This is a genomic window from Mesorhizobium waimense (assembly GCF_003601975.1).
Classification (GTDB): Bacteria; Pseudomonadota; Alphaproteobacteria; order Rhizobiales; family Rhizobiaceae; genus Mesorhizobium; species Mesorhizobium waimense.
Genome location: NZ_QZWZ01000007.1, coordinates 15,628 through 39,170 on the forward strand (window position 1 = coordinate 15,628; position 23,543 = coordinate 39,170).

At 64.5% G+C, this 23,543-nt stretch carries 22 protein-coding genes and 1 riboswitch; of the genes, 15 read left to right on the forward strand and 7 right to left on the reverse strand.

Going from position 1 to position 23,543, the window contains the following annotated elements; all coding sequences use genetic code 11:
- Positions 1-7 precede the first annotated feature (7 nt).
- Complete coding sequence (locus D3227_RS10790; protein ID WP_425374495.1) at positions 8-1,228, forward strand: VWA domain-containing protein; 1,221 nt, start codon at positions 8-10, stop codon at positions 1,226-1,228.
- A gap of 25 nt (positions 1,229-1,253) precedes the next feature.
- On the opposite strand, the gene D3227_RS10795 is transcribed toward D3227_RS10790, so the two are convergent.
- Positions 1,254-1,979 (reverse strand): MgtC/SapB family protein, encoded by a 726-nt coding sequence (locus D3227_RS10795; protein WP_120014109.1) that lies wholly within the window; start codon positions 1,977-1,979, stop codon positions 1,254-1,256.
- A gap of 196 nt (positions 1,980-2,175) precedes the next feature.
- Between D3227_RS10795 and D3227_RS10800 the strand changes: the two genes are divergently transcribed.
- The 11 genes from D3227_RS10800 (at position 2,176) to D3227_RS10850 (ending at position 15,098) form a co-directional block, all read left to right on the forward strand.
- Complete coding sequence (locus D3227_RS10800) at positions 2,176-3,150, forward strand: sugar-binding transcriptional regulator (protein ID WP_120014110.1); 975 nt, start codon at positions 2,176-2,178, stop codon at positions 3,148-3,150.
- 45 nt (positions 3,151-3,195) lie between these two features.
- Positions 3,196-4,641, forward strand: coding sequence for an ABC transporter substrate-binding protein (locus tag D3227_RS10805; protein ID WP_006206393.1), 1,446 nt, complete (start codon positions 3,196-3,198; stop codon positions 4,639-4,641).
- Between the two features lie 155 nt (positions 4,642-4,796).
- A complete protein-coding gene (locus D3227_RS10810; protein WP_120014300.1) occupies positions 4,797-5,720 on the forward strand; it encodes a carbohydrate ABC transporter permease in 924 nt (307 codons plus the stop codon).
- A 9-nt stretch (positions 5,721-5,729) separates the two neighbouring features.
- A complete protein-coding gene (locus tag D3227_RS10815) occupies positions 5,730-6,587 on the forward strand; it encodes a carbohydrate ABC transporter permease (RefSeq protein WP_120014111.1) in 858 nt (285 codons plus the stop codon).
- A 4-nt stretch (positions 6,588-6,591) separates the two neighbouring features.
- Positions 6,592-7,710, forward strand: coding sequence for an ABC transporter ATP-binding protein (locus D3227_RS10820; protein WP_120014112.1), 1,119 nt, complete (start codon positions 6,592-6,594; stop codon positions 7,708-7,710).
- Positions 7,707-8,831 (forward strand): ABC transporter ATP-binding protein, encoded by a 1,125-nt coding sequence (locus D3227_RS10825; protein ID WP_120014113.1) that lies wholly within the window; start codon positions 7,707-7,709, stop codon positions 8,829-8,831. Before D3227_RS10820 ends, D3227_RS10825 begins: the two co-directional genes overlap by 4 nt.
- On the forward strand, positions 8,831-10,387 hold the full coding sequence (locus D3227_RS10830; RefSeq protein WP_120014114.1) for an FGGY-family carbohydrate kinase: 1,557 nt from the start codon (positions 8,831-8,833) through the stop codon (positions 10,385-10,387). The genes D3227_RS10825 and D3227_RS10830 overlap by 1 nt, the downstream gene beginning before the upstream one ends.
- Before the next feature lie 10 nt (positions 10,388-10,397).
- A complete protein-coding gene (locus tag D3227_RS10835) occupies positions 10,398-11,438 on the forward strand; it encodes a 2-hydroxyacid dehydrogenase (protein ID WP_120014115.1) in 1,041 nt (346 codons plus the stop codon).
- A gap of 45 nt (positions 11,439-11,483) precedes the next feature.
- Positions 11,484-13,001 carry a glycerol-3-phosphate dehydrogenase gene (locus tag D3227_RS10840; RefSeq protein WP_120014116.1) on the forward strand — a complete coding sequence of 506 codons (1,518 nt, stop codon included), beginning with the start codon at positions 11,484-11,486 and terminating at the stop codon, positions 12,999-13,001.
- Positions 13,001-14,074, forward strand: a complete 1,074-nt coding sequence (locus D3227_RS10845) for a class II aldolase/adducin family protein (RefSeq protein WP_120014301.1) — start codon at positions 13,001-13,003, stop codon at positions 14,072-14,074. The genes D3227_RS10840 and D3227_RS10845 overlap by 1 nt, the downstream gene beginning before the upstream one ends.
- Positions 14,075-14,156: 82 nt before the next feature.
- The gene (locus D3227_RS10850; protein ID WP_120014303.1) at positions 14,157-15,098 is read left to right on the forward strand and encodes a sugar phosphate isomerase/epimerase family protein; all 942 of its coding nucleotides are present in this window, start codon (positions 14,157-14,159) and stop codon (positions 15,096-15,098) included.
- A gap of 58 nt (positions 15,099-15,156) precedes the next feature.
- On the opposite strand, the gene fba is transcribed toward D3227_RS10850, so the two are convergent.
- Entirely contained in the window at positions 15,157-16,221 is a 1,065-nt protein-coding gene (fba, locus tag D3227_RS10855; RefSeq protein WP_120014302.1) for a class II fructose-bisphosphate aldolase, read from the reverse strand.
- 272 nt (positions 16,222-16,493) lie between these two features.
- On the opposite strand from fba, the gene D3227_RS10860 reads away from it, so the two are divergent.
- From D3227_RS10860 to derI, 3 genes are all read left to right on the forward strand, one after another.
- Complete coding sequence (locus tag D3227_RS10860) at positions 16,494-17,264, forward strand: DeoR/GlpR family DNA-binding transcription regulator (RefSeq protein WP_120014117.1); 771 nt, start codon at positions 16,494-16,496, stop codon at positions 17,262-17,264.
- Positions 17,265-17,340: 76 nt separating this feature from the next.
- Positions 17,341-18,099 carry a triose-phosphate isomerase gene (locus D3227_RS10865; RefSeq protein ID WP_120014118.1) on the forward strand — a complete coding sequence of 253 codons (759 nt, stop codon included), beginning with the start codon at positions 17,341-17,343 and terminating at the stop codon, positions 18,097-18,099.
- A gap of 29 nt (positions 18,100-18,128) precedes the next feature.
- On the forward strand, positions 18,129-18,569 hold the full coding sequence (derI, locus tag D3227_RS10870; protein ID WP_120014119.1) for a D-erythrulose-4-phosphate isomerase: 441 nt from the start codon (positions 18,129-18,131) through the stop codon (positions 18,567-18,569).
- On the opposite strand, the gene dhaL is transcribed toward derI, so the two are convergent.
- From dhaL to mtnK, 5 genes are all read right to left on the reverse strand, one after another.
- A complete protein-coding gene (gene dhaL, locus D3227_RS10875) occupies positions 18,566-19,204 on the reverse strand; it encodes a dihydroxyacetone kinase subunit DhaL (RefSeq protein WP_120014304.1) in 639 nt (212 codons plus the stop codon). The two genes, derI and dhaL, sit on opposite strands and share 4 nt — an antisense overlap.
- 8 nt (positions 19,205-19,212) lie before the next feature.
- The gene (locus tag D3227_RS10880; RefSeq protein WP_208646360.1) at positions 19,213-20,226 is read right to left on the reverse strand and encodes a dihydroxyacetone kinase subunit DhaK; all 1,014 of its coding nucleotides are present in this window, start codon (positions 20,224-20,226) and stop codon (positions 19,213-19,215) included.
- A 66-nt stretch (positions 20,227-20,292) separates the two neighbouring features.
- Positions 20,293-20,766, reverse strand: a complete 474-nt coding sequence (locus D3227_RS10885; protein WP_120014120.1) for a 6,7-dimethyl-8-ribityllumazine synthase — start codon at positions 20,764-20,766, stop codon at positions 20,293-20,295.
- A gap of 76 nt (positions 20,767-20,842) precedes the next feature.
- Positions 20,843-20,989, reverse strand: a riboswitch (FMN riboswitch).
- Positions 20,990-21,093: 104 nt separating this feature from the next.
- Complete coding sequence (mtnA, locus tag D3227_RS10890) at positions 21,094-22,188, reverse strand: S-methyl-5-thioribose-1-phosphate isomerase (RefSeq protein WP_120014121.1); 1,095 nt, start codon at positions 22,186-22,188, stop codon at positions 21,094-21,096.
- Positions 22,185-23,456: an S-methyl-5-thioribose kinase gene (mtnK, locus tag D3227_RS10895; RefSeq protein ID WP_120014306.1), complete on the reverse strand. Its 1,272-nt coding sequence runs from the start codon at positions 23,454-23,456 to the stop codon at positions 22,185-22,187. Before mtnK ends, mtnA begins: the two co-directional genes overlap by 4 nt.
- Between the last annotated feature and the right edge of the window lie 87 nt (positions 23,457-23,543).

Sequence of the window (23,543 nt, forward strand, 5' to 3'; positions counted from 1 at the left end):
GGCCGAAATGAACGAGCCTGGTGCACTCACGCCGGACGGCGAGCGGGAGCGTCGCTGGCGCCTGGCGATCGGCGCCGCCGACGAAACATCGCCAGCCCTTTCCGACGACGACAAGCGGCTTTCGGCCGCGCTCGACGCCCTCTACGGCGATGGCGCCGGCAATGCTGCCGCCGATCCGCGCAAGCGCCGCGGCGGCCTCGGCCGCTCTGCGCCGCGCGTTGCGCAATGGATGGGCGACATCCGCTCCTTCTTTCCCGCGCAGGTCGTCCAGATCGTCCAGAAGGACGCTTTCGAACGGCTGAACCTGAAGCAGATGCTGATGGAGCCGGAATTCCTCAAGGCGATCGAGGCGGACGTCAATCTGGTTGCCGACCTGATTTCGCTTCGCTCGGTGATGCCGTCCAAGACCAAGGACATCGCCCGCACCATTATCGCCGACATCGTCGCCAAGCTGATGCAGCGGCTCGAACAGAAGACCGCTGAGGCGATACGCGGTGCGCTCGACCGGTCGAGACGCACCAACCGCCCGCGCCAGCGCGATATCGACTGGCCGCGCACCATCTCGGCAAACCTTCGCCACTACCAGCCCGAGCACAAAACCATCGTGCCGGAAAAGCTGGTCGGCTTCATGCGCAAGCAGCGCCGGCTGGTCGACCTCGACGAGGTCGTGCTGTGTGTCGACCAGTCCGGTTCGATGGCAAGCTCTGTGATCTACGCTTCGATCTTCGCGGCGGTGATGGCCTCGCTGCCGGTCGTGCGCACCAGGCTTGTGTGTTTCGATACAGCGATCGTCGATCTCACCGAGGAACTTAGCGACCCGGTCGAAGTGCTGTTCGGCGTGCAGCTTGGCGGCGGTACCGACATCAACCAGGCGGTCGCCTATTGCGCCGAGCGCATCGAGCGGCCGACCAAGTCCCATTTCGTGCTGATCACCGACCTCTATGAAGGCGGCAACGGCCAGGAATTGTTGCGTCGGCTGGCATCGCTGGTCCGGTCCGGCGTCAATGTCGTCGTGCTTCTGGCGCTTACCGATCAGGGCCGGCCCGGTTATGACCCTGCCATGGCCGGTTCGGTCGCCGCACTTGGGGTTCCGGTTTTCGCCTGCACGCCGGACCTGTTTCCGGACATGATGGCGGCGGCTTTGCGGCGGGAGGATATCGGCGCCTGGGCCGCGGCGGCCGATATTAAGGTCGTTCGCGCCGACACCGAAGCGCCGAAGCCAGGCTGAGCTTTGTCGGCGGTCCCGGCACCGCTCAAGACGTCTTTTCGCCGACCAGTTCAAAGCGCTCGAGCTCGCAGTGCTGGCCGACCACCGCCAGCACGTCCGTCGAGGGTTCTATCGCATCGGGTTGTTTCCATTCGAGGTTGAACGAAAACACGAAGCGCTCGCGGCCGGCGTCATGCTCCATGCCGACAAAGCGCGCCTCGTAGCCGAGCGGCCGCACCATCTCCTGGAGGTCGGGCGGCAACCCTTTCGCCCAGGAGACCGAAAGGATTGCGTGATGGTCGCGCGGGATCCGGAGATCGACCCATCTCAAGGCCTGAAGCGTCACCAGGGTCAGCAGCGTCGCAATTCCCGCCAGGCCGAACTGGCCACCGCCAAAAGCCAGTCCGATCATCGTCATGATCCACATCGTGGCGGCGGTGGTGACGCCGGTCACGAGGTCGCCGCGCCGAAGGATGGCGCCGCCGCCGATGAAGCCGACGCCGGTCAGCACGCCGAGCGGAAATCGCAGCACATCCATGCGGCCGAAGGAGTCCGTTTCCTTGCCCGCTATGTCGAGCAGAATGTTGGCCTGGATCATGGCGATGGCAGCCGCAAGGCCAACCAGGATGGTCGTTCGAAGCCCGGCGGTGCGACCGCGCGACTCTCTGTTCAGGCCAATGAGGACGCCTGCCAGCAGCGTGAGCAGAAGCCGCGCGGCGAGGTCGGGCCAGGTCGGATGAAGCGGCATCTCGCAGCAAAACGGCTCGAACATCGTTCCATCTTGGCGGCTTAGACGCGCCGCGTCCTCGCATACATCGCATCCCCACCGTCTCTCAACATCGCTGGGGCAGTGATGGTTCCCCTTCGCTGACGCCACTCCTTTGCGCGATTTGAACACGCGGCGCTTGACTCCGGCAAAGCCTTGTGAAAAATTTTGCAACAACTGATAAAAATATCAAAGGGTGGAAATGGTTGGGTTCGGCAACGGCTTGCTGCGCGACGATGAGACCAGCATGGCGACCCGCGCCGCCTGGCTTCACTATGCCGGCGGCCTGACCCAGTCCGAGGTCGCCAAGCGGCTCGGCCTGACCAGCCTCAAGGCGCACCGCCTGATCACCAAGGCCAACCAGGAAGGGCTGGTCAAAGTCTATATCGACGGCGAGGTCTCCGAATGCGTCGCACTCGAGGACCAACTGTCCGGCCGCTACGGCCTCGACTATTGCGAGGTGGTGCCGGACTTCGATTCCGAGGACCTGCCGCTCAAGGCGCTGGGCATTGCCGGCGCGCAGTTCCTCAAGCGCGAGATCGAACGCGGCGAGGGCACGCTGATCGGCGTCGGCCACGGCCGCACGCTCGCCGCCTGCGTCGAATACCTGCCGCGCATATCGGCCGACGGGATCCGCTTCGTCTCGCTGCTCGGCGGCCTGACGCGAAAATTCTCGGCCAACCCGCATGACGTCATCCATCGCCTTGCCGAACGCACCGGCGCCGAAGCCTATGTCATGCCGGTGCCGATGTTCGCCAACACCGCCGAGGACCGCACTGTGCTGCTCGGCCAGAAGGGCATCAGCGAGGTCTTCGATCTCGCGAGGTGCGCCGACCTTTTGATCGCCGGCATCGGCACTGCCGAGCGCGAGGCTTCGCTCGTTGCCACTGGCATGATCGAGAAGGGCGAGATGGAGGAGACCCGTAGCAACGGCGCCGTCGGCGAGTTGCTCGGCCATTTCTTCGACGCGGCCGGAAAGCCGGTGGCGACGACGGTGTCCAGTCGGGCGCTGGCGCTGGCGCGCGAGGACATCGCCAACCGCAGGATTGTCGCCGTCGCCGGCGGCAAGGTGAAGGTTCGTGCCATTAAGTCAGTGCTGGAAGGCCGCTATCTCAAGGGCCTGATAACCGACGAGCGGACGGCGCGATCGCTCGTGGAGCAGACGCTGGTCGGGTAGCCGGCAATTTATTGGTTGAAACTACCCTGTGGAGGAGAAGAGAAAATGTATGAGAAAGAGAAAGACCTGATCGACGCGTTCATGCGCGGACAAGTCGATCGCCGCGGCCTGATCAGGGGCCTCGGCGCACTGGGCCTCGCCGCCGGAACGGCCGGCACGCTGCTCAACTTCGGACAGACCCGTGCGCTCGCCGCCGATTTCGACTGGCAGGCGCACAAGGGCAAGACCATCAAGCTCTTGCTCAACAAGCATCCCTATGCCGATGCGATGATCGCCAACCTCGAGAACTTCAAGCAACTGACCGGCATGAACGTCGTCTATGACGTGTTCCCGGAAGACGTCTATTTCGACAAGGTCACCGCGGCACTGTCGGCGAGCTCGCCCGAATACGATGCCTTCATGACCGGCGCCTACATGACCTGGACCTACGGCCCGGCCGGATGGATCACCGACCTCAATGAATGGATCAAGGATCCGGCCAAGACCAATCCGAACTATGCCTGGGACGACTTCCTGCCCGGCGTCAGGAATTCCTGCGCCTGGAACGGCAAGCCGGGCGGAGAGCTGGGTTCCGAGGATGCCAAGCAGTGGTGCATTCCGTGGGGCTTCGAGCAGAACAACATCACCTACAATCATGGGATGTTCGAGAAGGCCGGCGTCAAGGTGCCCGGCAACATGGACGAGCTGGTCGCCGCGGCGGCCAAGCTCACCAAGGATGTCGGTGGCGGCGTCTACGGCATCGGCGTGCGCGGCTCGCGCTCCTGGGCGACGATCCATCCGGGCTTCCTGTCGGCCTACGCCAATTTCGACCAGAAGGACCTGAACGTGTCGGCCGACGGCAAACTGTCGGCCGCCATGAACACCGCCGAATCCAAGGCCTTCCACAAGCAGTGGGTGCAGATGATCCAGGAGAGCGGTCCCAAGGACTGGTCGACCTACACCTGGTACCAGGTCGGCACCGATCTCGGCGCCGGCGCCTCGGCGATGATCTTCGACGCCGACATCCTCGGCTACTTCATGAATGGCGGCGACAACAAGATGGCCGGCAAGCTCGCCTTCGCCGGCTTCAAGGCCAATCCGGCCGCCAAGGCACCGACCCCGAACATCTGGATCTGGTCGCTGTCGATGTCCAACTTCTCCAAGGACAAGGACGCCACCTGGTACTTCATGCAATGGGCCTCCGGACCAGAGCATGCGCTGTTCGGCGCCACCAAGATGGACTTCGTCAATCCGGTTCGGCAGTCGGTCTGGAAGGACGATGTGTTCCGCGAGAAGCTGAACAAGAGCTATCCTGGCTATGTCGAGATGTTCGATGCTTCGGCACCGGGCGCCAGCATCAAGTTCACGGCGCAGCCGCTGTTCTTCGACCTCACCACCGAATGGGCGGCGACGCTGCAGAAGATGGTGGCCAAGGAAGTGCCGATCGACGAGGGCCTCGACAAGCTGGCCGAGAGCATCAATGGTCAACTTAAGGAAGCTGGTCTCGGCTAAATCGCGTGGCGTCTGGCCTGTTCCGGCGGGCCAGTTCGACCACGCAGTTCTAGGTTTGCGACGCGGTGCCTGATGGCACCGCCAATTCGCCCGACCGGCCGCCTGGCTCCCTGGGCGGCCGGCAGGGCGAAGCAACAGGAATGATGGAGCAGCAGATGACTGCGGCGACAGTACAGAGGGTCAGACCCTCCGGCTTCAGGATCAGCAAGCGGGTTCTGCCCTATCTCCTCAGCCTACCGGCCCTGCTGGTCTGCATCGGTATACTGATCCCGTTCCTGACTTCAGTGGTCTATTCGTTCCAGCGCTACCGGCTGAGTCAGCCCTGGGCGCGGCAGTTCAACTGGGGCGACAACTACATCTCCTTCTTCACCGACCCGAAATTCTGGAACACACTGCAGGTGTCGCTGCTCTATGCCGGCATCACCGTCGTGCTCGAACTGCTGCTCGGCCTCGCCATCGCCATGCTGCTGCAGAAGCGCTCGACACTGAACAACTTCATTTCGATCATGCTCTTGATGCCGCTGATGACGGCGCCGGCGCTCGCAGCACTCATGTGGAAGCTGATGACCAATCCGGGCTTCGGCGTGCTGAGCTATCTCGCCAGCCTCATCGGCCTGCAGGATTTCCGCTGGGCCTCCTCGCCGTCGACGGCGCTTTTGACCGTCGTGCTGGTCGACATCTGGGTCTACACGCCCTTCATCATGATCCTTTTGCTGGCCGGCCTGCGCAGCCTGCCGACGCAGCCCTTCGAGGCGGCCGCCCTTGACGGCGTGCCGCGCAGCTTCGTCTTCTTCCGCATCACCCTGCCGATGCTGACGCCCTACATCCTGACGGCGACGCTGTTTCGCCTGCTCGATTCCATCCAGCAGTTCGACATCATCTATGCGATGACCCAAGGGGGGCCCGGCGACACGCTGACCGTGTTCCAAGTCGAGGCCTATCTCAACTTCTTCCAGTCGACCAATGTCGGCCGCTCGGCGGCGCTGATGATCATCCTGTGGGCGATCACTTATTTCCTGTCGAACATCTTCATCAAGAACTGGCTGCGGCTGCGCGAACGCGCCCGCGGGCAGGCATAGGAGGCCGGGATGGAACACACCTCGCTTCTCGAACGCATCCTGCGCGGCATTGCGCTGACGCTGGTCGTCATCTTCTTCATGTTCCCGATCGTCTGGATCTTCATGATGTCGTTCCAGACCAACGAGACCATCCTGCGCATTCCGCCGCAGCTGGTCTTCGAGCCGACGCTGGCCAACTACACCGCTCTGATCACCGGCAAGCTGACGACGGTGTCCGGCACGCTCGACATCGCCTTCATGCGCAACCTGTGGAATTCGGTGTTCCTGTCGGTCACTTCTGTTGCCGTCGCGCTGCTGCTCGGTGTTCCCGCCGCCTACGCCTTTGCCCGCCACAAGTTCCGCGGCTCGGAGGACATCGCCTTCACGCTGCTGTCGTTCCGCTTCGCGCCGGCACTGCTGGTGCTCCTGCCGCTCACCCTCTATTTCCAGAAGCTTGGGCTCGCCAACACCTATTTCGGCCTGATCTGGGTCTACCAGTTGATCTGCCTGCCGCTGATCCTGTGGATCGTGCGCGGCTACTTCGAGGACATTCCAGCCGACATCGAATACGCCTATCGCATCGGCGGCCATTCCTGGTTCGCCACCTTCCGCAAGATCGCGCTGCCGCTCGCCGGCCCGGGCATTGCGGCTGCCGGCCTGCTCGCCTTCATCTTTGCCTGGAACAATTTCGTCTTCGCGCTGGTGCTGGCTTCGGCCGACAAGCAGCCGGTGACCGTCGGCGCGCTTGCCTTCATCACCTCGTCGGGCATCCAGTACGGCCAGATCTCGGCCGCGATCGTGCTGTCGATCACGCCGACGCTGGCGCTTGCCCTCTATGCCCAGCGCTATCTCGTCGAAGGCCTGTCGCTCGGCGCGGTGAAAGGATAGTCCGATGGCAAGCCTTGAACTGAAGAACGTCGTCAAGCGCTACAAGAGCCAGACTGTGCTCGACGATCTGTCGCTGACCGTCGCCGACGGCGAGACGCTGGTGCTGTTCGGGCCGTCCGGCGCCGGCAAGACGGTGCTGCTGCGCCTCGTCGCCGGCGTCATCGATCCCGATGAGGGCAAGATCCTCATCGACGGCGAGGACATGACCGACGTCGATGCCGAATTCCGCGGCGTCGGTATGGCGTTCCAGAATTTCGCGCTGTTCCCGCATATGACCGCCTTCGACAACATCGCGACGCCGCTCGAAGCCAGGCACTCCTCGCAAGGCGTGATCAAGGCCGGCGTCGAAAGCGTCGCCAAATTGCTCAAGATCGACCATGTGCTGAGCCACAAGCCGCGCGCCCTGTCCAACGGCCAGAAGCAGCGCACCGCGCTTGCCCGCGCTCTGGTCGGTTCGCCGCCGCTGCTGCTGCTTGACGATCCCTTGCGCAACGTCGATGCCAAATTGCGCTTCGAGATGCGGCTCGAACTGCCGAGGCTTCTGCACGATCGTGGCGCGACCGTCATCTACGTCACCCAGGACTACAAGGAGGCCATGGCGCTCGGCAACCGCATCGCGGTGATGTCGCAAGGCGTCATCAGGCAGCTCGGCACGCCCGAGCAGATCTATCGCGAGCCGGCTAACATCGAGATCGCCAGGCTGTTCGGCGACCCGACCATCAATCTGCTCGACGTCAAGCCGGCGCGCGACGCCAAGGGCATCTATGTCGGCCTGTCGAACGTCCAGGTGCATCTCGCCGGCGCCTTTGAGACGGCGGTCGGGCGCGAATGCGTCATCGGGCTGCGGCCCGAGGCGCTGAGCTTCGCCGGCGAAGGCACGCCCGGCGCTTTCCCCGTGACGGTCGAGGCCGAGACGCCGCTCAACGAAAAGATCGTCACGCTGGTGCGCACCGTGCGCGGCCGCGAAATCCTGGTCTCGCGCCCGGCCGGAACCCCGGGCCAGGCCGAAGGCAAGGCCCACATCGCCGTCGACAGCAAAAGCGCGCTTCTGTTCGATCATGCGAGCGGCGAGCGCATCGGCGCGAACAAGGTCGTCAATTTGCGCAGCGGAGAAGCGGCATGAGCGCCAGCGCAATCACCCTTTCCGGCGTCGACAAGTTCTACGGTCCAATCGACCGTGGCGTGCACGCGGTCAAGAACCTGACGATGGAGATCGCCAAGGGCGAGATCGTGGCGCTGCTCGGCTCGTCCGGTTGCGGCAAGACCTCGACATTGCGCATGATCGCCGGCTTCGAGGAGATCTCGCGCGGCGCGATCTCGGTTGGCGGCCGCAAGGTGCACACGCTGGCGCCGGTCAAGCGCAATGTGGCGATGGCCTTTGAGGGCTATTCGCTCTATCCGCCGCTCACCGTACGCGAGAACATGGCCTTCGCCCTGAAGGCGGCGAGGCTGCCGAAGAGCGAGGTCGACGCCAAGGTCGCCAGCATCGCCAAGCTGCTCGAGATCGAGGACATCCTCGAGCGCTATCCGAGCTTCATCTCCGGTGGCCAGCAGCAGCGCGCCAGCCTCGGCCGGGCGCTGATCCGCAATGCCGACCTGCATCTACTCGACGAGCCGATGGGCCAGCTCGAACCGCAGCTGCGCGCCGTGCTGCGCGGCCGCATCAAGCACTTCATCAAGGAGCGCGGCCTGACCGCGATCCTGGTCACCCACGACCAGACCGAGGCCAACGCGCTGGCCGACCGCATCGCGGTGATGGAGGGCGGCGTGCTGCAGCAGTTCGACACGCCCGACATGATCAAGCAGCGGCCGGCCAATTTGTTCACCGGCACCTTCGTCGGCGAACCGCCGATGAACGTCTTCGAGGCCTATGTCGGCAATGCCGCCGGCAAGATCAGTCTGAGGCTGCCCGATGGGCTGTCGCTCGACTATGACCACGACGCTTTCAGCGCCCCGGTCCGCGACCAGTTGCTCAACCGCGAGCGCGTGGTGATCGGCGTCAGGCCCTATGCGGTGCGCCGCTCCAAGGAGGGCGTGCCGGCCACCGTCTCGGCCAACCAGTGGCTCGGCGACCAGACGCATATCGCCGCCGATTTCGCCGGCGGCTCGCTGGTCCTGGTCGAGCACGACCGCACCCGCCTGGAACTGGGCGCGCCGATCAATGTCAGCATCGACCCGAAGAACCTGCATGTCTTCGACCAGGCGAGCGGCAATGCGATTTCGCACGGGATGGAGCTTGCCTGATGCGGGATGTGCTGATCGGCATCGACGCCGGCACGTCTGTCATCAAGTCCGTCGCCTTCGACACGGCGGGCCGGCAGATCGCAGCTGCGGCGCTGCCGAACAAATACGAGACACTGCCTGGCGGCGGCGCCGAGCAGGATCTGGCGCGCACCTGGGCCGATACGGCGACCACGTTGCGCCAGCTTGCCGACAAGGTGCCGGATCTCGCCAGCCGCGTCATCGCCATCGCGGTGACCGGGCAGGGCGATGGCACCTGGCTGATCGACAAGGATGGCGAGCCGGTCGCCAAGGGCTGGCTGTGGCTCGACGCGCGCTCCGCTGCGGTGGTCGAGGAGATCCGCGCCCGACCCGAGGACCGGCTGCGCTTCGAGAAGACCGGCAGCGGTCTTGCCGCCTGCCAGCAGGGATCGCAGTTCGCCTTCATCAAGCGCACCATGCCGGCCATGCTCGCGAGCGCCGCGACGGCGTTCCACTGCAAGGACTGGCTCTATTTCCGGCTGACCGGCGAGCGAGCCACCGATCCTTCGGAAGGGACCTTCACCTTCGGCGACTTCCGCACCCGCGACTATTCCGACGATGTGCTCGATGTGCTCGGCGTCGCCGATCTCCGGCATCTCCTGCCGCCGATCGTTGATGGCACCAGGCAAAGCGCTGCGCTGTCCAAGGCGGCGGCCGACGTCACCGGCCTGCTTGCCGGCACGCCGGTCGTGCTCGCCTATGTCGACGTCGTCTGCACCGCCCTCGGCGCTGGCCTGTTCGACCGGCAGCGCAAACCGGGCTGCACCATCATCGGCTCGACCGGCATGCATATGCGGCTTGCCGAGACCCCCGACGAGGTTCAGCTGAATGAGGCCGCGACCGGCTACACGATGGCGATGCCGGCGCCTGGCGTGTTCGCGCAACTCCAGTCGAACATGGCGGCGACGCTCAACATCGACTGGGTGCTCGGCCTCGCCTCCGGCATCCTCGCTTCGCAAGGGATTTCGCGCACGAATGGCGAGATGATCGCGCTTGTCGACCAGTGGATCGCATCCTCGCAGCCGGCCTCGATGATCTACCAGCCCTACGTGTCGGAGGCCGGCGAGCGCGGCCCATTCGTCGACGCCAATGCCAGGGCCGGCTTCGTCGGCATTTCCTCACGCCACGGCTATGCCGACATGGTGCGTGCCGTCTTCGAAGGGCTGGCCTTCGCGGCGCGCGATTGCTACGCCGCGATGGGTCCATTGCCCAAGGAAATCCGCCTCACCGGCGGCGCGGCGAGAAGCCCGGCCTTGCGCAAAATCCTGGGTGCCGCGGTCGGCGCCGACATCCGCACCAGCGAGCGCGAGGAAGCGGGCGCGGCGGGTGCCGCCATGATCGCGGCGGTGTGCGTCGGCCAATACGCATCGATGGACGATTGCGTCGCCGAATGGGTGACGCCGCTGCTCGGCCCGGCCGAGCCGAGCGACCAAAAGCTTGCCGCCATCTACGAGGCGATGGCCCCGTCCTACACATTGGCGCATGAGGCGCTGCGTCCGGTCTGGCGGTCGATGGCCGCCGCGCCGAAGGCAAATTGAGAAGTCGAGCATGCAGAAGAAAATAGCGATCATCGGCGACCGTTTCATGCTTCCGGACGTGTTCCGGTCGGAGATCGAGAAGGCCTGCGGCAACAGCCTCGACATCCGCACACTCGAGATGGCCTGGCCCGACGAGCCGATGGAGTTCGGCAATCCGGCGCTCGGCCTCGACAAGGTCAAGGAGTATTTCGGCGACCCGGACGAGGTGGTCGATTTCATCGGCGACGCCGAGATTTTCGTCACCCAGCTCTCGCCGCTCTCCGACGCCATGATGCGGCGCCTGCCGGCGCTCAAGCTGGTCGCGGTGTCGCGCGGCGGTCCGATCAACATCGACATGGCGGCTGCGAAAACGCATGGCATCACCGTGGTCAACGTGCCGGGACGCAATGCCAGCGCGGTGGCTGAATTCACCATCGGCGCCATCCTTGCCGAGACGCGGCTGATCCGCGTCGGCCACGAAGCCTTGCGCAAGGGCGAATGGCGCGGCGATCTCTACCGCGCCGACCGCACCGGCCGCGAGCTCAGCGAAATGACCGTCGGCGTCATCGGCTACGGCAATATCGGCACCCGGCTTGTGCGCCTGCTGCGCGCCTTCGGCTGCCGCATACTGGTCTCCGATCCCTATGTGCAATTGAGCGCAGACGACCGCAATGCCGGCGTCGAGCTGGTCGCGCTGGACGATCTCCTCGCCCAATCCGACGTGGCCACGCTGCATTCCCGCGTGACCGCGGAAACCCGTGGCCTGATCAACAAGGACACCATCGCCAGGATGAAGCCCGGCGTGATCTTCATCAACACCGCACGCGGCCCGCTGGTCGACTATGACGCGCTCTACGAGGCGCTGGTGTCCGGCCACATCGCCAGCGCCATGCTGGAGACCTTCGCGGTCGAGCCGGTGCCGTCGGATTGGCCGCTGCTGCAACTGCCCAATGTGACGCTGACGCCGCATATCGCCGGCGCTTCCGTGCGCACCGTCACCTACGCCGCCGAGCAGGCGGCCGAGGAGGTGCGTCGCTTCATCGCCGGTCTGCCGCCGGTCAATCCGTGCTAAGGCCGCCGCCATGAAACGGACAGTCTGCAGCGAGGGTCTGGCGCGATGAGCGGCGAGAGTGAAATCGTCGACCTTTTCGTCATCGGCGGCGGCGTCAACGGCGCCGGCATTGCGCGCGACGCCGCCGGCCGCGGCCTTTCCGTCATCCTGTGCGAAAAGGACGATCTGGCCGAAGGCACCAGCTCGCGCTCGGGCAAGCTTGTCCATGGCGGGTTGCGCTATCTCGAATATTACGAATTCCGCCTGGTGCGCGAGGCGCTGATCGAGCGCGAGGTGCTGCTGGAATCCGCACCGCACATCATCTGGCCGATGCGCTTCGTGCTGCCGCATAGTCCGGACGACAGGCCAGCCTGGCTGGTGCGGCTCGGGCTGTTCCTGTACGACCATCTTGGCGGCCGCAAGCGGCTGCCGGCCACCCGCACGCTCAACCTGCGCACCGCGCCCGAAGGCGCGCCGATCAAGGATGCCTTCAAACGCGGCTTCGAATATTCCGACTGCTGGGTCGACGACGCCCGCCTCGTTGTCATCAATGCGCTCGACGCGGCGGAACGCGGCGCGAAGGTTTTCACCCGCACCGCCTGCACCGCCGCCCGCCGCGAGAATGGCCTGTGGTCGGTGGAAATGCGCGACGGCAAGACCGGTGTCAAAACCACGGTCAGGGCGCGGGCTCTGATCAACGCCGCCGGTCCCTGGGTCAACGACATCGTCAACCGCGTCGCCGGGCAGAACTCCAAGCGCAATGTGCGCCTGGTCAAGGGCAGCCACATCGTCGTGCCGAAATTCTGGGAGGGCCGGCAGGCCTATCTCGTCCAGAACAACGACAAGCGCGTCATCTTCATCAACCCTTACCAGAACGACCTGGCGCTGATCGGCACCACAGACATTCCCTATGACGGGCGGCCCGAGGACGTCACGGCGGAGGACAGCGAGATCGACTACCTGATCAAGGTCGTCAACCGCTACTTCAAGCGCGGGCTTGCGCGCAGCGATGTCGTCTATTCCTTCTCCGGCGTCAGGCCGCTTTACGACGACAACGCCGACAATCCGAGCGCGGTGACCCGCGACTACATCTTCGAGCTCGACGCGTCGGACGGGCAGGCGCCGCTGCTTTCCGTCTTCGGCGGCAAGATCACCACCTTCCGCAAATTAGCCGAGCACGCGCTGGACCGGATCCAGCCTTTCTTCCCGAAGATGGGCAAGGCGTGGACGGCAAAAGCCCATCTGCCGGGCGGCGAGATCGCCAATGCCGACTTCGAGCAGTTCCTCGGCGACCTCGGCCGCGACTATCCGTGGATGCCGGCCTCGCTGGTCAAGCATTATGGCCGGCTCTACGGTACGCGCACCCGTGCGCTGGTCGGCGCCGCCGGCTCGCTCGCCGATATGGGTCGACCTTTCGGCAAGGATTTCTTCGAGCGCGAGGCCAGCTTTCTCTTAGCGCACGAATGGGCGCTGACGGCGGCCGACATTCTGGACCGGCGCACCAAGCACGGCCTGCATCTCAGCACCGCTGAGAGAGCCTCCTTCGAGGACTGGTGCACAAACCGATTGGCGAAGGCCGGCTGATGGCTGCAGGGATTGATCACAATGCCGCCGAGTTGGAGGCGCTGCGGGTGCTGTCGGCCAGGGTCGGCGCCGATCCGCTCCTGGTCCAGGGCGCCGGTGGCAACACCTCGCTCAAGCAGGCCGGCCTGCTGTGGATCAAGGCCTCCGGCACCTGGCTGATGAACGCGGCCACCACCGACATCATGGTGCCGGTTGCGCTGGCGCCCTTGCTCGATGCCGTTGCGCGTAAGGATCCAGCGGCCGAGAAGGCCGCTGAATTCACGCTTGCCGACCTCAACCCGCACCAGCTGCGGCCTTCGATCGAGACCACGGTGCATGCCTTGTTGTCGCACAAGATCGTCGTCCACGTCCATTGCGTCGAGACGATCGCGATTGCTGTGCAGACCAATGCCGAAGCCTTGCTCGAGGAACGCCTGCGTGGCCTCGACTGGGCGTTCGTGCCCTATCGCCGCCCGGGGCTGCCGCTGGCGCAAGGGATCGCCGAGCGGCTGCAGCCACGGACCAATGTGCTGGTGCTCGGCAATCACGGGCTGGTCGTCGCCGCCGACACGGTCGCCGAGGCCAGCCTGCTGCTCAGGCGCGTCACCGGCCTGCTCGCGCGAACGCCACGTGCGGCACCATCGCCCGATCTCGACGCGCTGATCAGGCTTGCCATGGGCAGAGGCTACCGGCTTCCGATCGCGGTCGAGGCGCATGCCGCCGCCACCGATCTCGCCAGTTGCCGCATCGCGGCCTCCGGGAGCCTCTATCCGGACCATGTGATCTTCCTCGGCCCCGGATCGGTAATCGCCGGTCCGAACGAGAACGCCGACGCCGTGGTGGCCAGGACAACGGCCGCCGGGCAGCCGGCCCCGGCCTCGCTCCTTTTTCCGGGCAAGGGCATCCTGATGCGCAGGGACGCCAATGCCGGCGCCGAGGCGATGGCGCGCTGCCTCGCCGATGTCGCCGCGCGCATCGATCCTGCGGCGCGCGTCAACTATCTGAGCCTCGAGCAGAATGCCGAATTGCTGAACTGGGACGCCGAGAAATATCGCCAGGAGCTCAACCGGCGCAACGTCACCACGCTGCAATGATGGCGCTCGGCCCCGATGGTGGCGGTCTGGATGATCGTGCCGCCGGGTGCGCTGCCCGGCAGGCCTGACAGGAGTTTCGATCTTGCCCTTCACGCTGTCCCTCAACACCAATCCGCTGGTCAACCGCTTCGCCGACCCGGACGATCTGATCGATGCGATCGCCTATGGCATCGGCATCAGGGACGTGCAGCTCACGCATGAGTTAGTCAATCCGGGTTGGCCGGCGGCGACGATCGCGAAGTTCGTGCGACTGTTCCGTTCGGCGCTGGACCGGACGGGCGTGCGCATCACATCTGGCATGACCGGCCCCTATGGCCGGCTCAATCATTTCGGCCATCCCGACGCCGATGTGCGCCGCTACTATGTCGACTGGTTCAAGACATTCGCCGACATCTCGGCCGAGCTCGGCGCCAGCGGCATCGGCACGCAATTCGCCATCTTCACCCATCAGGATTATGACGACCCCGAGCGCCGCGCGCAGCTGATCGACATCGCGCTCGAATGCTGGCGCGAGGTTGCCGAGCATGCCAAGGCGGCCGGGCTGACCTACCTGTTCTGGGAGCCGATGTCGGTCGGCCGCGAATTCGGCCACACGATCGAGAGCTGCCGCGCGCTGCACGAAGACATCAAGGCGGCCGGCATGGCCATTCCGCTGCAGATGATGGTCGACATCGACCATGGCGACGTGACCTCGAGCAATCCGGCCGACATCGACCCTTATGCCTGGGCCGAGGCCTTTCCCAAGGAGTCGCCGATCATCCACATCAAGCAGTCGTCGATGAACAAGGGCGGCCACTGGCCGTTCACCGCCGCCTACAACAAGGATGGCCGCATTACGCCGGAGAAATTCCTGGAGACGGTGCGGCGCGGCGGCGGCACCGACAACGAGATCTGCCTCGAATTGTCGTTCCGCGAGCGCGAGCCGGTCGATCACCAGGTCGTCGCCATGATCCGTGAATCGGTCGACTACTGGGCGCCGTTCATCGATGCCGGCAGGACGGACCTGTCGCCGCGGGCAAAATGAAAGGGCGGGAGTCGATGCGGCTCCCACCCTTTGAATTGGGTCGTCCCGGCGGCCGAACTCAGCCGAATTTCGGGTCGAGGCTGCCCGACTTGTAGCGCTTGGCCATTTCGGCGACCGGCAGCGGCTTGATCTTCTGCGCATTGCCGGCGGTGCCGAACTGCTCGAAGCGCTCCTTGCAAAGCTTGCGCATGGCAGCCATGGCCGGCGTCAGATATTTACGCGGGTCGAACTCCGAGGGGTTCTCGGTCAGCACCTTGCGGATCGCGCCGGTCAGCGCCATGCGGTTGTCGGTGTCGATGTTGATCTTGCGCACGCCGTGCTTGATGCCGCGCTGGATCTCTTCCACCGGCACGCCCCAGGTCGGCTTCATCTGGCCGCCATATTTGTTGATGATCTCTTGTAGGTCCTCCGGCACCGAGGACGAGCCGTGCATGACGAGATGCATGTTCGGCAGGCGGCGGTGTATCTCCTCGATCACGTTCATGGCCAGCACCGCGCCGTCGGGCTTGCGCGAGAATTTGTAGGCGCCGTGGCTGGTGCCCATGGCAACCGCCAGCGCATCGACATGCGTATCCTTGACGAACTCGACCGCCTGTTCCGGATCGGTCAGAAGCTGGTCGTGGCTGACGGCGCCTTCGACACCGTGGCCGTCTTCCTGCTCGCCGCCGCCCATCTCCAGCGATCCGAGCACGCCGATCTCGCCTTCCACGGACACGCCGCCCCAATGCGCCATGTCGACGACGCGCCGCGTGATGCCGGAATTGTAGGCATAATCGGCCGGCGTCTTGCCGTCCTCCTTCAGCGAGCCGTCCATCATCACCGAGGTGAAGCCGTACTGGATCGCGGTGACGCAGGTCGCTTCGTTGTTGCCATGGTCGAGATGCATGCAGACCGGGATGTCGGGGTGGATTTCGACCAGCGCGTCGATCAGCTTGGCCAGCACGACGTCATTGGCATAGGCGCGCGCGCCGCGGCTCGCCTGCAGGATGACCGGCGACTTGGTCTCCTCGGCGGCCTCCATGATGGCAAGGCCCTGTTCCATGTTGTTCATGTTGAAGGCCGGCACGCCATAGCCGTGTTCGGCGGCATGGTCGAGCAATTGTCTCAGTGTGATGCGAGCCACCCAATAGTCTCCCGTGTCTGGTTTCGAACCGTGTCTGTTGGCTGGCCGACCGTCGTCCAGCCCGTTGATGCTTCTGGCCGGATTTCCGCCGGACCGCAACCTGTGGACCGCGCGTCCGAAGCAATTCTTGTTACAGGATCGCAATCACAGGCGGGCCGATATCCCATAGAAATATAACATTATCACAAAAATTTTGGTGCAAACGCGGTTTTCTGGCGTTATATATCGGATCATGGTTCAACGCGCAGCTTGTTGCGCGAGAAAGCGTCGGGATGAAGAGCGACGACCGCCGCCAGGGCATCATGGATTTTCTGATGGACGCCGGCACGGCGTCGGTCGACGACCTTGCCTCGCGCTTCGGTGTGTCGAAGATGACCGTCCATCGCGATCTCGACGAGCTGGAGGAAAGCGGCTTCCTGCGCAAGGTGCGCGGCGGTGCCTCGATCCAGCCGAGCGGCCTGTTCGAGAGCGATTTCCGCTACCGGCAGAAGCAGGCGGCCGAGGAGAAGCAGCGCCTGGCGGCTGCTGTCGTGGCAATGATCGAACCGGGACAGACGGTGATCATCGATGACGGCTCGACGGCGGGTGGTATTGCCGCTCGCCTCGCCGAACTTCGCCCGCTGACGGTGATATCCAACAATCTGGCCGTCATCCAGGAACTGGCCGGCGTCGGTGGCATCACCCTGATCGCGCTTGGCGGCCAGTACAGCAAGAAATTCCATGGCTTTTTCGGCCTGCTTACCGAGGACATGCTGAAGTCGTTGCGCGCCGATGTCGCCTTCCTGTCCTCGTCCGCCATCCACGGCGCGTCGGCTTTCCATCAGGACCAGGAAGTGGTGCAGACCAAGCGGACTATGATGGCTGTCGCGGCGCGCAAATACCTGTTGGTCGATCACGGCAAGTTCGGCCGCACTGCCCTGCATTTCCTGACCGATCTCAGGGCGTTCGATACCGTCTTCACAGGTCGCGAGCTGGAACCGCAGGTGCGAGAAGCGCTGGATGCTGCCGGCGTTTCGCTGACGGTGGTCGGCAACAAGGATTAGAACAATTCCAGGAAAAGTGTGAAGCGGTTTTCCGTCCGGAATTGCGTCAAAACAAAGAGATCAAGGAGCAGTACGCGTGGTCTACTGGGTCGGTACAAGCTGGAAGATGAACAAGGCGCTCGCCGAGGCGCTCGATTTCGCCAGGACGCTGGCCGCGTTCGTGCCGGGTTTCGACGAGCGCATCCAGCCCTTCGTCATTCCGCCGTTCACGGCTGTGCGCGCGGTCAAGCAGGCGTTGTCGCCGACGCGCATCAAGGTCGGCGCCCAGAACATGCATTGGGCCGATGCCGGCGCCTGGACCGGCGAGATCTCGCCGGTGATGCTGACGGATTGCGGGCTCGATCTGGTCGAACTCGGCCACAGCGAACGGCGCGAGCATTTCGGCGAGACCGACCATGCGGTTGGCATGAAGACGGCGGCGGCAGTTAAGCATGGGTTGGTGCCGCTGATCTGCGTCGGCGAGACGCTTACCGAGCGCGAGAGCGGGCGAGCTGATGCGGTGCTGACCGCGCAGGTGCAAGGCGCGCTGCAATTTCTCGACGGCGAGGCGAAGGGCGCAACAATCCTGTTTGCCTATGAGCCGGTCTGGGCGATCGGCGACAAGGGCATTCCGGCCAGCTCAGACTATGCCGACAAACAACAGGCGCTGATCAAGAAGGTTGCCGGCGGCCTTTTGCCCTCCGTGCCGCCGGTGCTCTATGGCGGCAGCGTCAATCCGCAAAATGCCGCCGAGCTGATCGGCCAGCCGCATGTCGACGGCCTGTTCATCGGCCGCTCGGCCTGGCAGGCGGAAGGCTACATCGACATTCTCAGCCGCGCCTCGGCAGCGATCTGAATCAATCGAACAGGAAAGGGACAAGAAAAATGAAAATAGCCATTGGAGCCGACAGCGCCGGCAAGCCGCTGCTCGACGTCATCGCCGCACACCTCGCCACCAAATCCGGCCTTACGGTCAGCGACCTCAGCCAGGCTGGCTACTATGCCGACCTGTCGCAAAAGCTCGCCCAGACGATCGTCGACGGCGAGAATGATCGCGGCATCCTGTTCTGCGGTACTGGCATCGGCGTGTCGATTTCAGCCAACAAGGTGCCGGGCATTCGCGCAGCACTCACCCACGACACCTATTCGGCCGAGCGCGCGGCGAAATCCAACAACGCCCAGATCATCACCATGGGTGCCCGCGTCATTGGCCCGGAACTGGCCAAGGCTATCGTCGACACCTGGCTGGCCTCGGAGTTCGACGAAAAAGGTCCGTCGGCCGGCAATGTCCAGGCGATCAACCGGCTCGATGCGGCGAAGGGCTAAGCCAAGCTCTTTGTCATCGCGGCGATGACGGTCACGGCCGACGCCGCGCCCGGATCGATGTGCCCGAGCGAGCGCTCGCCGAGCCGCGAGGAGCGGCCCTTGGCGGCGATCATATCCTTGGTCGCTTCCGCACCGCGCTCGGCCGCTGCAAGGGCTGCGTCGAGGCTTTCTGCCAGGGTGCTGCCGGCGGCATGCGCGGCGGCTGCCGCTTCGGCCGCCGGCAGCCAGGCGTCGATCATCGTCTTTTCGCCGATCTCGGCCTTGCCGCGATCCTTGATGCCTTGCGCCATCGCCTGGAACATCGCGATGACGTCGGCACCCTCCAGCGCCGCCTTGCCCTTGACAGCGGCGGCTGCGCGCATGAGCGCCGTCGCGTAGAGCGGGCCCGAGGAGGCGCCGACGGCATTGAGGAACGATTTTGCTGCTGTATTCAGCAGCACTGTCGGCTCGGTCGCCGCAAGATCGAGCCGCTCCAGCGAATCGCGTACCGCATTGAAGCCAAGCTCCATGGCAATGCCGTGATCGGCGTCGCCGATGACGCCGTCGAGCTGGCAGAGCCGGTCCTTGTCGGCCTCGATCGCCACCGCGATGACATCGAACATGTGCTTCAGCCGGGCCGTGTCTATGGCTGTCATGGTCTGCCTCAGCCGGCGCGGAACATGGCGCAGTCGCAAGGGTGGTCGAGCATCGTCTGCAGCTCGCCGTCCAGATGCTCCAGCGTCACCGAGGCGCCGGCCATTTCGAGCGAGGTGCAGTAATTGCCTACCCAGGTCGCGTGCACCGAAACGCCGATGTCGTCGAGCCTCTGCTTGACCCGCCGGTTCATGATGTAGAGCTCCATCAGCGGCGTCGAGCCGAGCGAGTTGACGAGCACAGCAACCTTGTCGCCGCGCTGCGGCGCCATCTCGGCAAGGATCCTGTCCAGCATTTCGTCGGTGATCTCGTCGGCCGTCCTGAGCTTGCCGCGCGCGATGCCCGGCTCGCCATGGATGCCCATGCCGATCTCCATCTCGTCGGCGCCGATCTCGAAATTCGGCCGCCGCGTCTGCGGCAGCGAGCAGGGCGACAGCGCCACACCCATGGTGAAGGTGTGGTCGTTGGCCTTCCTGGCGATGCGCTCGCATTCGTCGAAGGAGAGTATCCGGTCGCAGGCCGCGCCCGCCGCCTTGAAGATGAAGAAATTGCCGGCGACGCCGCGCCGTTTGTCCCGCTGGTCGCGCGGGGCCGAGGCGACGTCGTCGGTGGTCAGTACCGTGCGCACCTCGATGTCATCCATGGCGGCCATCTCGGCGGCCATGTCGAAATTCATCACATCGCCGGCATAGTTGCCATACATGAACAGGACGCCGGCGCCGCCGCTGACCGCCTTGGCGCATTCGAGGATCGGGTCCGGCGGCGGCGAGGCAAAAACGTTGCCTATGGCCGCAGCGTCCGCCAGCCCCTTGCCGACAAAGCCGAGAAAGGTCGGTTCGTGGCCCGAACCGCCGCCGATGACGAGGCCGACCTTGCCGGGACGCGGCCCGTCGCGGGCGACTATCGAGCGCGGGCTGCCGTCCACGCTCTTGAGGTGGCGAGGATGCGCGGCGAGGATCCCTTCGAGCATCTCGTCGACGGAGCGGTTACCGTCATTGATGATCTTCTTGGTCTGCACCGGCATCCTCCCGCCTCGGTATTTTCCTAGATATTACCGGGTGTTGCCGGGATTTCCACCCGGCAACGAACCTTATGCCGCGATCTGTTCTCGCGCGGCGAGGATCTCGACGCAGGCCTTGGCCGCCTCTTTGCCTTTCACTTGAAAGTGCTCAAAGAAGAAGCGGTGATGCTCGGCGCTGTCGTGATAATTGTGCGGCGTCAACACCGCCGAGAGCACCGGAACGCCGGTCGACAGCTGCACATTCATCATGCCGTCGATGACGGCGCCGGCGACGAAATCGTGTCGGTAGATGCCGCCATTGACGACGAAGGCGGTGCCGAGGATCGCGGCGTAGCGGCCGGTCCCGGCAAGTGTCTTGGCATGCAGCGGGATCTCATAGGCGCCGGGCACGTCGAAGACATCCACGGCAAAGCGACCACCGCCGAGAACGGCAAGCTCGGCCTCGAAAGATTGCACGCACTGGTCGACGATGTCGGCATGCCAGCGCGCGCGAATGACGGCAACGCGAATGACTTCGTAGTCTTTTGGGGAATGCTGATTCATGGGTCCATCCTTCCGTTTCGAACCAGAATCAGGACGCACGATACGAAAATCCGGACCGTGCAAGCGGCCGTCTTCCGTTCGTTCTCTTCCATCCGGACTGTGACCGTCGGCTCCGGAATCACACCGGATCTGCTGACCTTTCCGGCTAAGCGGAAAGCGCTCGCGGGCTTGGATCGGGACCCTTACCGCCGGTGGGGACTTTCACCCCGCCCTGAGAACATTAACGCGGTTTGTATGGAAGGGCAGGGCGGCGCTGTCAATCACCATGGCCGGTGCGGATCGTTCTGGAACAACGATCTGGTTTATCTGCCCGCGACGCTGCAGAGATCACCCGCGCTCGGGGAACATCGTCTTCAGGCCTTCGCGCGAAGCCTTGGCGATGCCGCGTTCGGTGATCAGGCCGGTAACCAGCCGCGCCGGCGTCACGTCGAAGGCCGGGTTCGCCGCCGGCGTCGCTTCCGGCGACACGCGCACCTGGGCGATATCGCCGGACGCGGTCTTGCCCCAGACGAGCGACACCTCGTCGCCGGAGCGCTCCTCGATCGGGATCTCGGCCAGCCCGTCGCCCACCGTCCAGTCGATCGTGGGCGAGGGCAGCGCGACATAGAACGGCACGTCGTTGTCGGCGGCGGCCAGCGCCTTGAGATAGGTGCCGATCTTGTTGCAGACGTCACCACTGGCGGTCGTGCGGTCGGTGCCGACGATGACCATGTCGATCTGGCCGCGCTGCATCAGATGGCCGCCGGCATTGTCGACGATCAGCGTGTGCGGCACGCCGTGGCCGGCCATCTCCCAGGCGGTCAATTGGGCGCCCTGGTTGCGCGGCCGCGTCTCGTCGACATAGACGTGGACGGGAATGCCGGCCTCGGTCGCCAGATAGATCGGCGCCGTGGCGGTGCCGTAGTCGACGGTCGCCAGCCAGCCGGCATTGCAGTGGGTCAGGATGTTGACCGTTTCCCCCGGCTGCTTGCGCGCCGCGATCGCCTTGATGATTTCAAGCCCGTTCTCGCCGATGGCGCGGTTAAGCCCGACATCCTCGTCGGCGATCTCGGCGGCGCGGCGGTAGGCTGCCTCGGCTCGTTGTTCAACCGGCAGTGGCTTGAGAAAGCGCCGCATCTCGTCCAGCGCCCAGCGCAGATTGATCGCCGTCGGGCGCGTCTCGTGCAAGATCTCCCAGACGGCATCGAGCGCCGCATCCGACGGGTCCTCGGTCATCTGGATGGCGACGCCATAGGCGGCCGTGACACCGATCAGCGGCGCGCCGCGCACCCACATGTCGCGGATCGCGGTGGCGATGCCGGCGACGGTGCCGATCTTCTCGATGCGGAAATCATGCGGCAGCCAGCGCTGGTCGATGATCTCGACCGAACGCTTGTCGTCGCTCAGCCAGATGGTGCGATAGTGGCGCTCGCCGACGTTCAAATCCTGCTCTCCTGTTCGATCAGCGCGGCCAGGGTGTTGACCTCGTCGATGCTATGGATCTGGCGCCGGTTGACGGCGAGGTGGCGGCCGAATTTCAGCGCCTTTGCCTCACATGTGGCGCGCATGTCTTCGTCGGCAATGGTCTCGAAATCGGCATTGTGGGCGAGGCCGAGGATGCGCCGATGAACCTCGATGCCGGCGAAACCCAGAAGGTCGGTCCAGATCGAATGCAGCACGTAGTCGAGCGCCTGTTCGGCGCCGAGCAGGTCGCCCTGATCCTCGAACAGGCTCTTCTGGTAGAGCATGCCGCTGCGCTCGGTCCGCCACAGATGCGAGAACTCGGTGCGGAACACCGCCCATGTCTCGACGGCGACATCGAGCAGATAGGTGCGCATGGCGTCGCGCTTGCCGCTCTGTTCGTGGCCGCGCTGCGAGAAGAAGGACATCCAGAAATTGGCAAGCAGCATGCCGACATCGAAGGCCATTGGACCATAGAAGGCGAATTCCGGATCGATCATCCTGGTTTCCTGGTCGGTGACCATGATCGAGCCGGAATGCAGATCGCCATGCAACAGCGTCTCGGCATTGGCGGCGAAGAGATGCTTCAGCCGTTGCGCCTCCACCTTGAGGTCGCGGTCGGCGCGCAATTCGGCGACCAGGCTGTCGAGCTGCGGGCTGGTATGCCGGTTCATCTTGGCGTCGAAATAGGGATCGGAGAACACCAGGTTCTCAGTGATGTCGCAGAGTTCGACATTGTCGGCGAACAGTGCCAGATCCGCCTTGCGGCCCTTGGTCACCATCGAGAGGTCGGAGCCGCGGAACAAAGTGCGGGCCATGAACAGGCCGATGTCCCGAGCAATGTTCGGCAATTGCCGGCCTTCGATCAGCGCCCGCCGCAAGATGATGTGCGGCGACAGATACTCCATGATGATCAGCGCCTGGCCTTCGTCGAAATGGTAGATCGCCGGAACCGAGCCCGGTGCGCGCGCCTCCTGCCTGGTCAGCGCATGATACTCGAAGAAGGAGCGCTTCAGCGGCAGCGGCCAGCTGTCGCCGACCAGCCGGACATAAGGCAGGGCCTGCTTGACGACGGCAGCGCCCGTCGCGCCTTCGACGATGAAGACCAGGTTCAGATTGCCGTCGCCGACCTCGCGCACCTTCCAGCGGCTTGTGTCCTTGCCGATCCTCGCGCTGAGCACCTCATTGGCGCCGAGGCGCGCCGGCAGCGTCTCGACCGATAGTGCTTCGAACGGCAGTTTCTGCGTCATCGTCATCCTCCCGCATATGCGCTTCGAACATAACGGAGGCATGGCGGCGGGGCCAAGCTAGGAAGCTCTCTGGCAATTGTCAACCGT

Bases quoted from the DNA above. Each gene is read 5' to 3' on its own strand.
- D3227_RS10790 (WP_425374495.1), top strand. From the start codon at position 8: ATGAACGAGCCTGGTGCACTCACGCCGGACGGCGAGCGGGAGCGTCGC.
- D3227_RS10795 (WP_120014109.1), bottom strand. From the start codon at position 1,979: ATGTTCGAGCCGTTTTGCTGCGAGATGCCGCTTCATCCGACCTGGCCC.
- D3227_RS10800 (WP_120014110.1), top strand. From the start codon at position 2,176: ATGGTTGGGTTCGGCAACGGCTTGCTGCGCGACGATGAGACCAGCATG.
- D3227_RS10805 (WP_006206393.1), top strand. From the start codon at position 3,196: ATGTATGAGAAAGAGAAAGACCTGATCGACGCGTTCATGCGCGGACAA.
- D3227_RS10810 (WP_120014300.1), top strand. From the start codon at position 4,797: ATGACTGCGGCGACAGTACAGAGGGTCAGACCCTCCGGCTTCAGGATC.
- D3227_RS10815 (WP_120014111.1), top strand. From the start codon at position 5,730: ATGGAACACACCTCGCTTCTCGAACGCATCCTGCGCGGCATTGCGCTG.
- D3227_RS10820 (WP_120014112.1), top strand. From the start codon at position 6,592: ATGGCAAGCCTTGAACTGAAGAACGTCGTCAAGCGCTACAAGAGCCAG.
- D3227_RS10825 (WP_120014113.1), top strand. From the start codon at position 7,707: ATGAGCGCCAGCGCAATCACCCTTTCCGGCGTCGACAAGTTCTACGGT.
- D3227_RS10830 (WP_120014114.1), top strand. From the start codon at position 8,831: ATGCGGGATGTGCTGATCGGCATCGACGCCGGCACGTCTGTCATCAAG.
- D3227_RS10835 (WP_120014115.1), top strand. From the start codon at position 10,398: ATGCAGAAGAAAATAGCGATCATCGGCGACCGTTTCATGCTTCCGGAC.
- D3227_RS10840 (WP_120014116.1), top strand. From the start codon at position 11,484: ATGAGCGGCGAGAGTGAAATCGTCGACCTTTTCGTCATCGGCGGCGGC.
- D3227_RS10845 (WP_120014301.1), top strand. From the start codon at position 13,001: ATGGCTGCAGGGATTGATCACAATGCCGCCGAGTTGGAGGCGCTGCGG.
- D3227_RS10860 (WP_120014117.1), top strand. From the start codon at position 16,494: ATGAAGAGCGACGACCGCCGCCAGGGCATCATGGATTTTCTGATGGAC.
- derI (WP_120014119.1), top strand. From the start codon at position 18,129: ATGAAAATAGCCATTGGAGCCGACAGCGCCGGCAAGCCGCTGCTCGAC.
- dhaL (WP_120014304.1), bottom strand. From the start codon at position 19,204: ATGACAGCCATAGACACGGCCCGGCTGAAGCACATGTTCGATGTCATC.
- D3227_RS10880 (WP_208646360.1), bottom strand. From the start codon at position 20,226: ATGCCGGTGCAGACCAAGAAGATCATCAATGACGGTAACCGCTCCGTC.
- D3227_RS10885 (WP_120014120.1), bottom strand. From the start codon at position 20,766: ATGAATCAGCATTCCCCAAAAGACTACGAAGTCATTCGCGTTGCCGTC.
- mtnK (WP_120014306.1), bottom strand. From the start codon at position 23,456: ATGACGCAGAAACTGCCGTTCGAAGCACTATCGGTCGAGACGCTGCCG.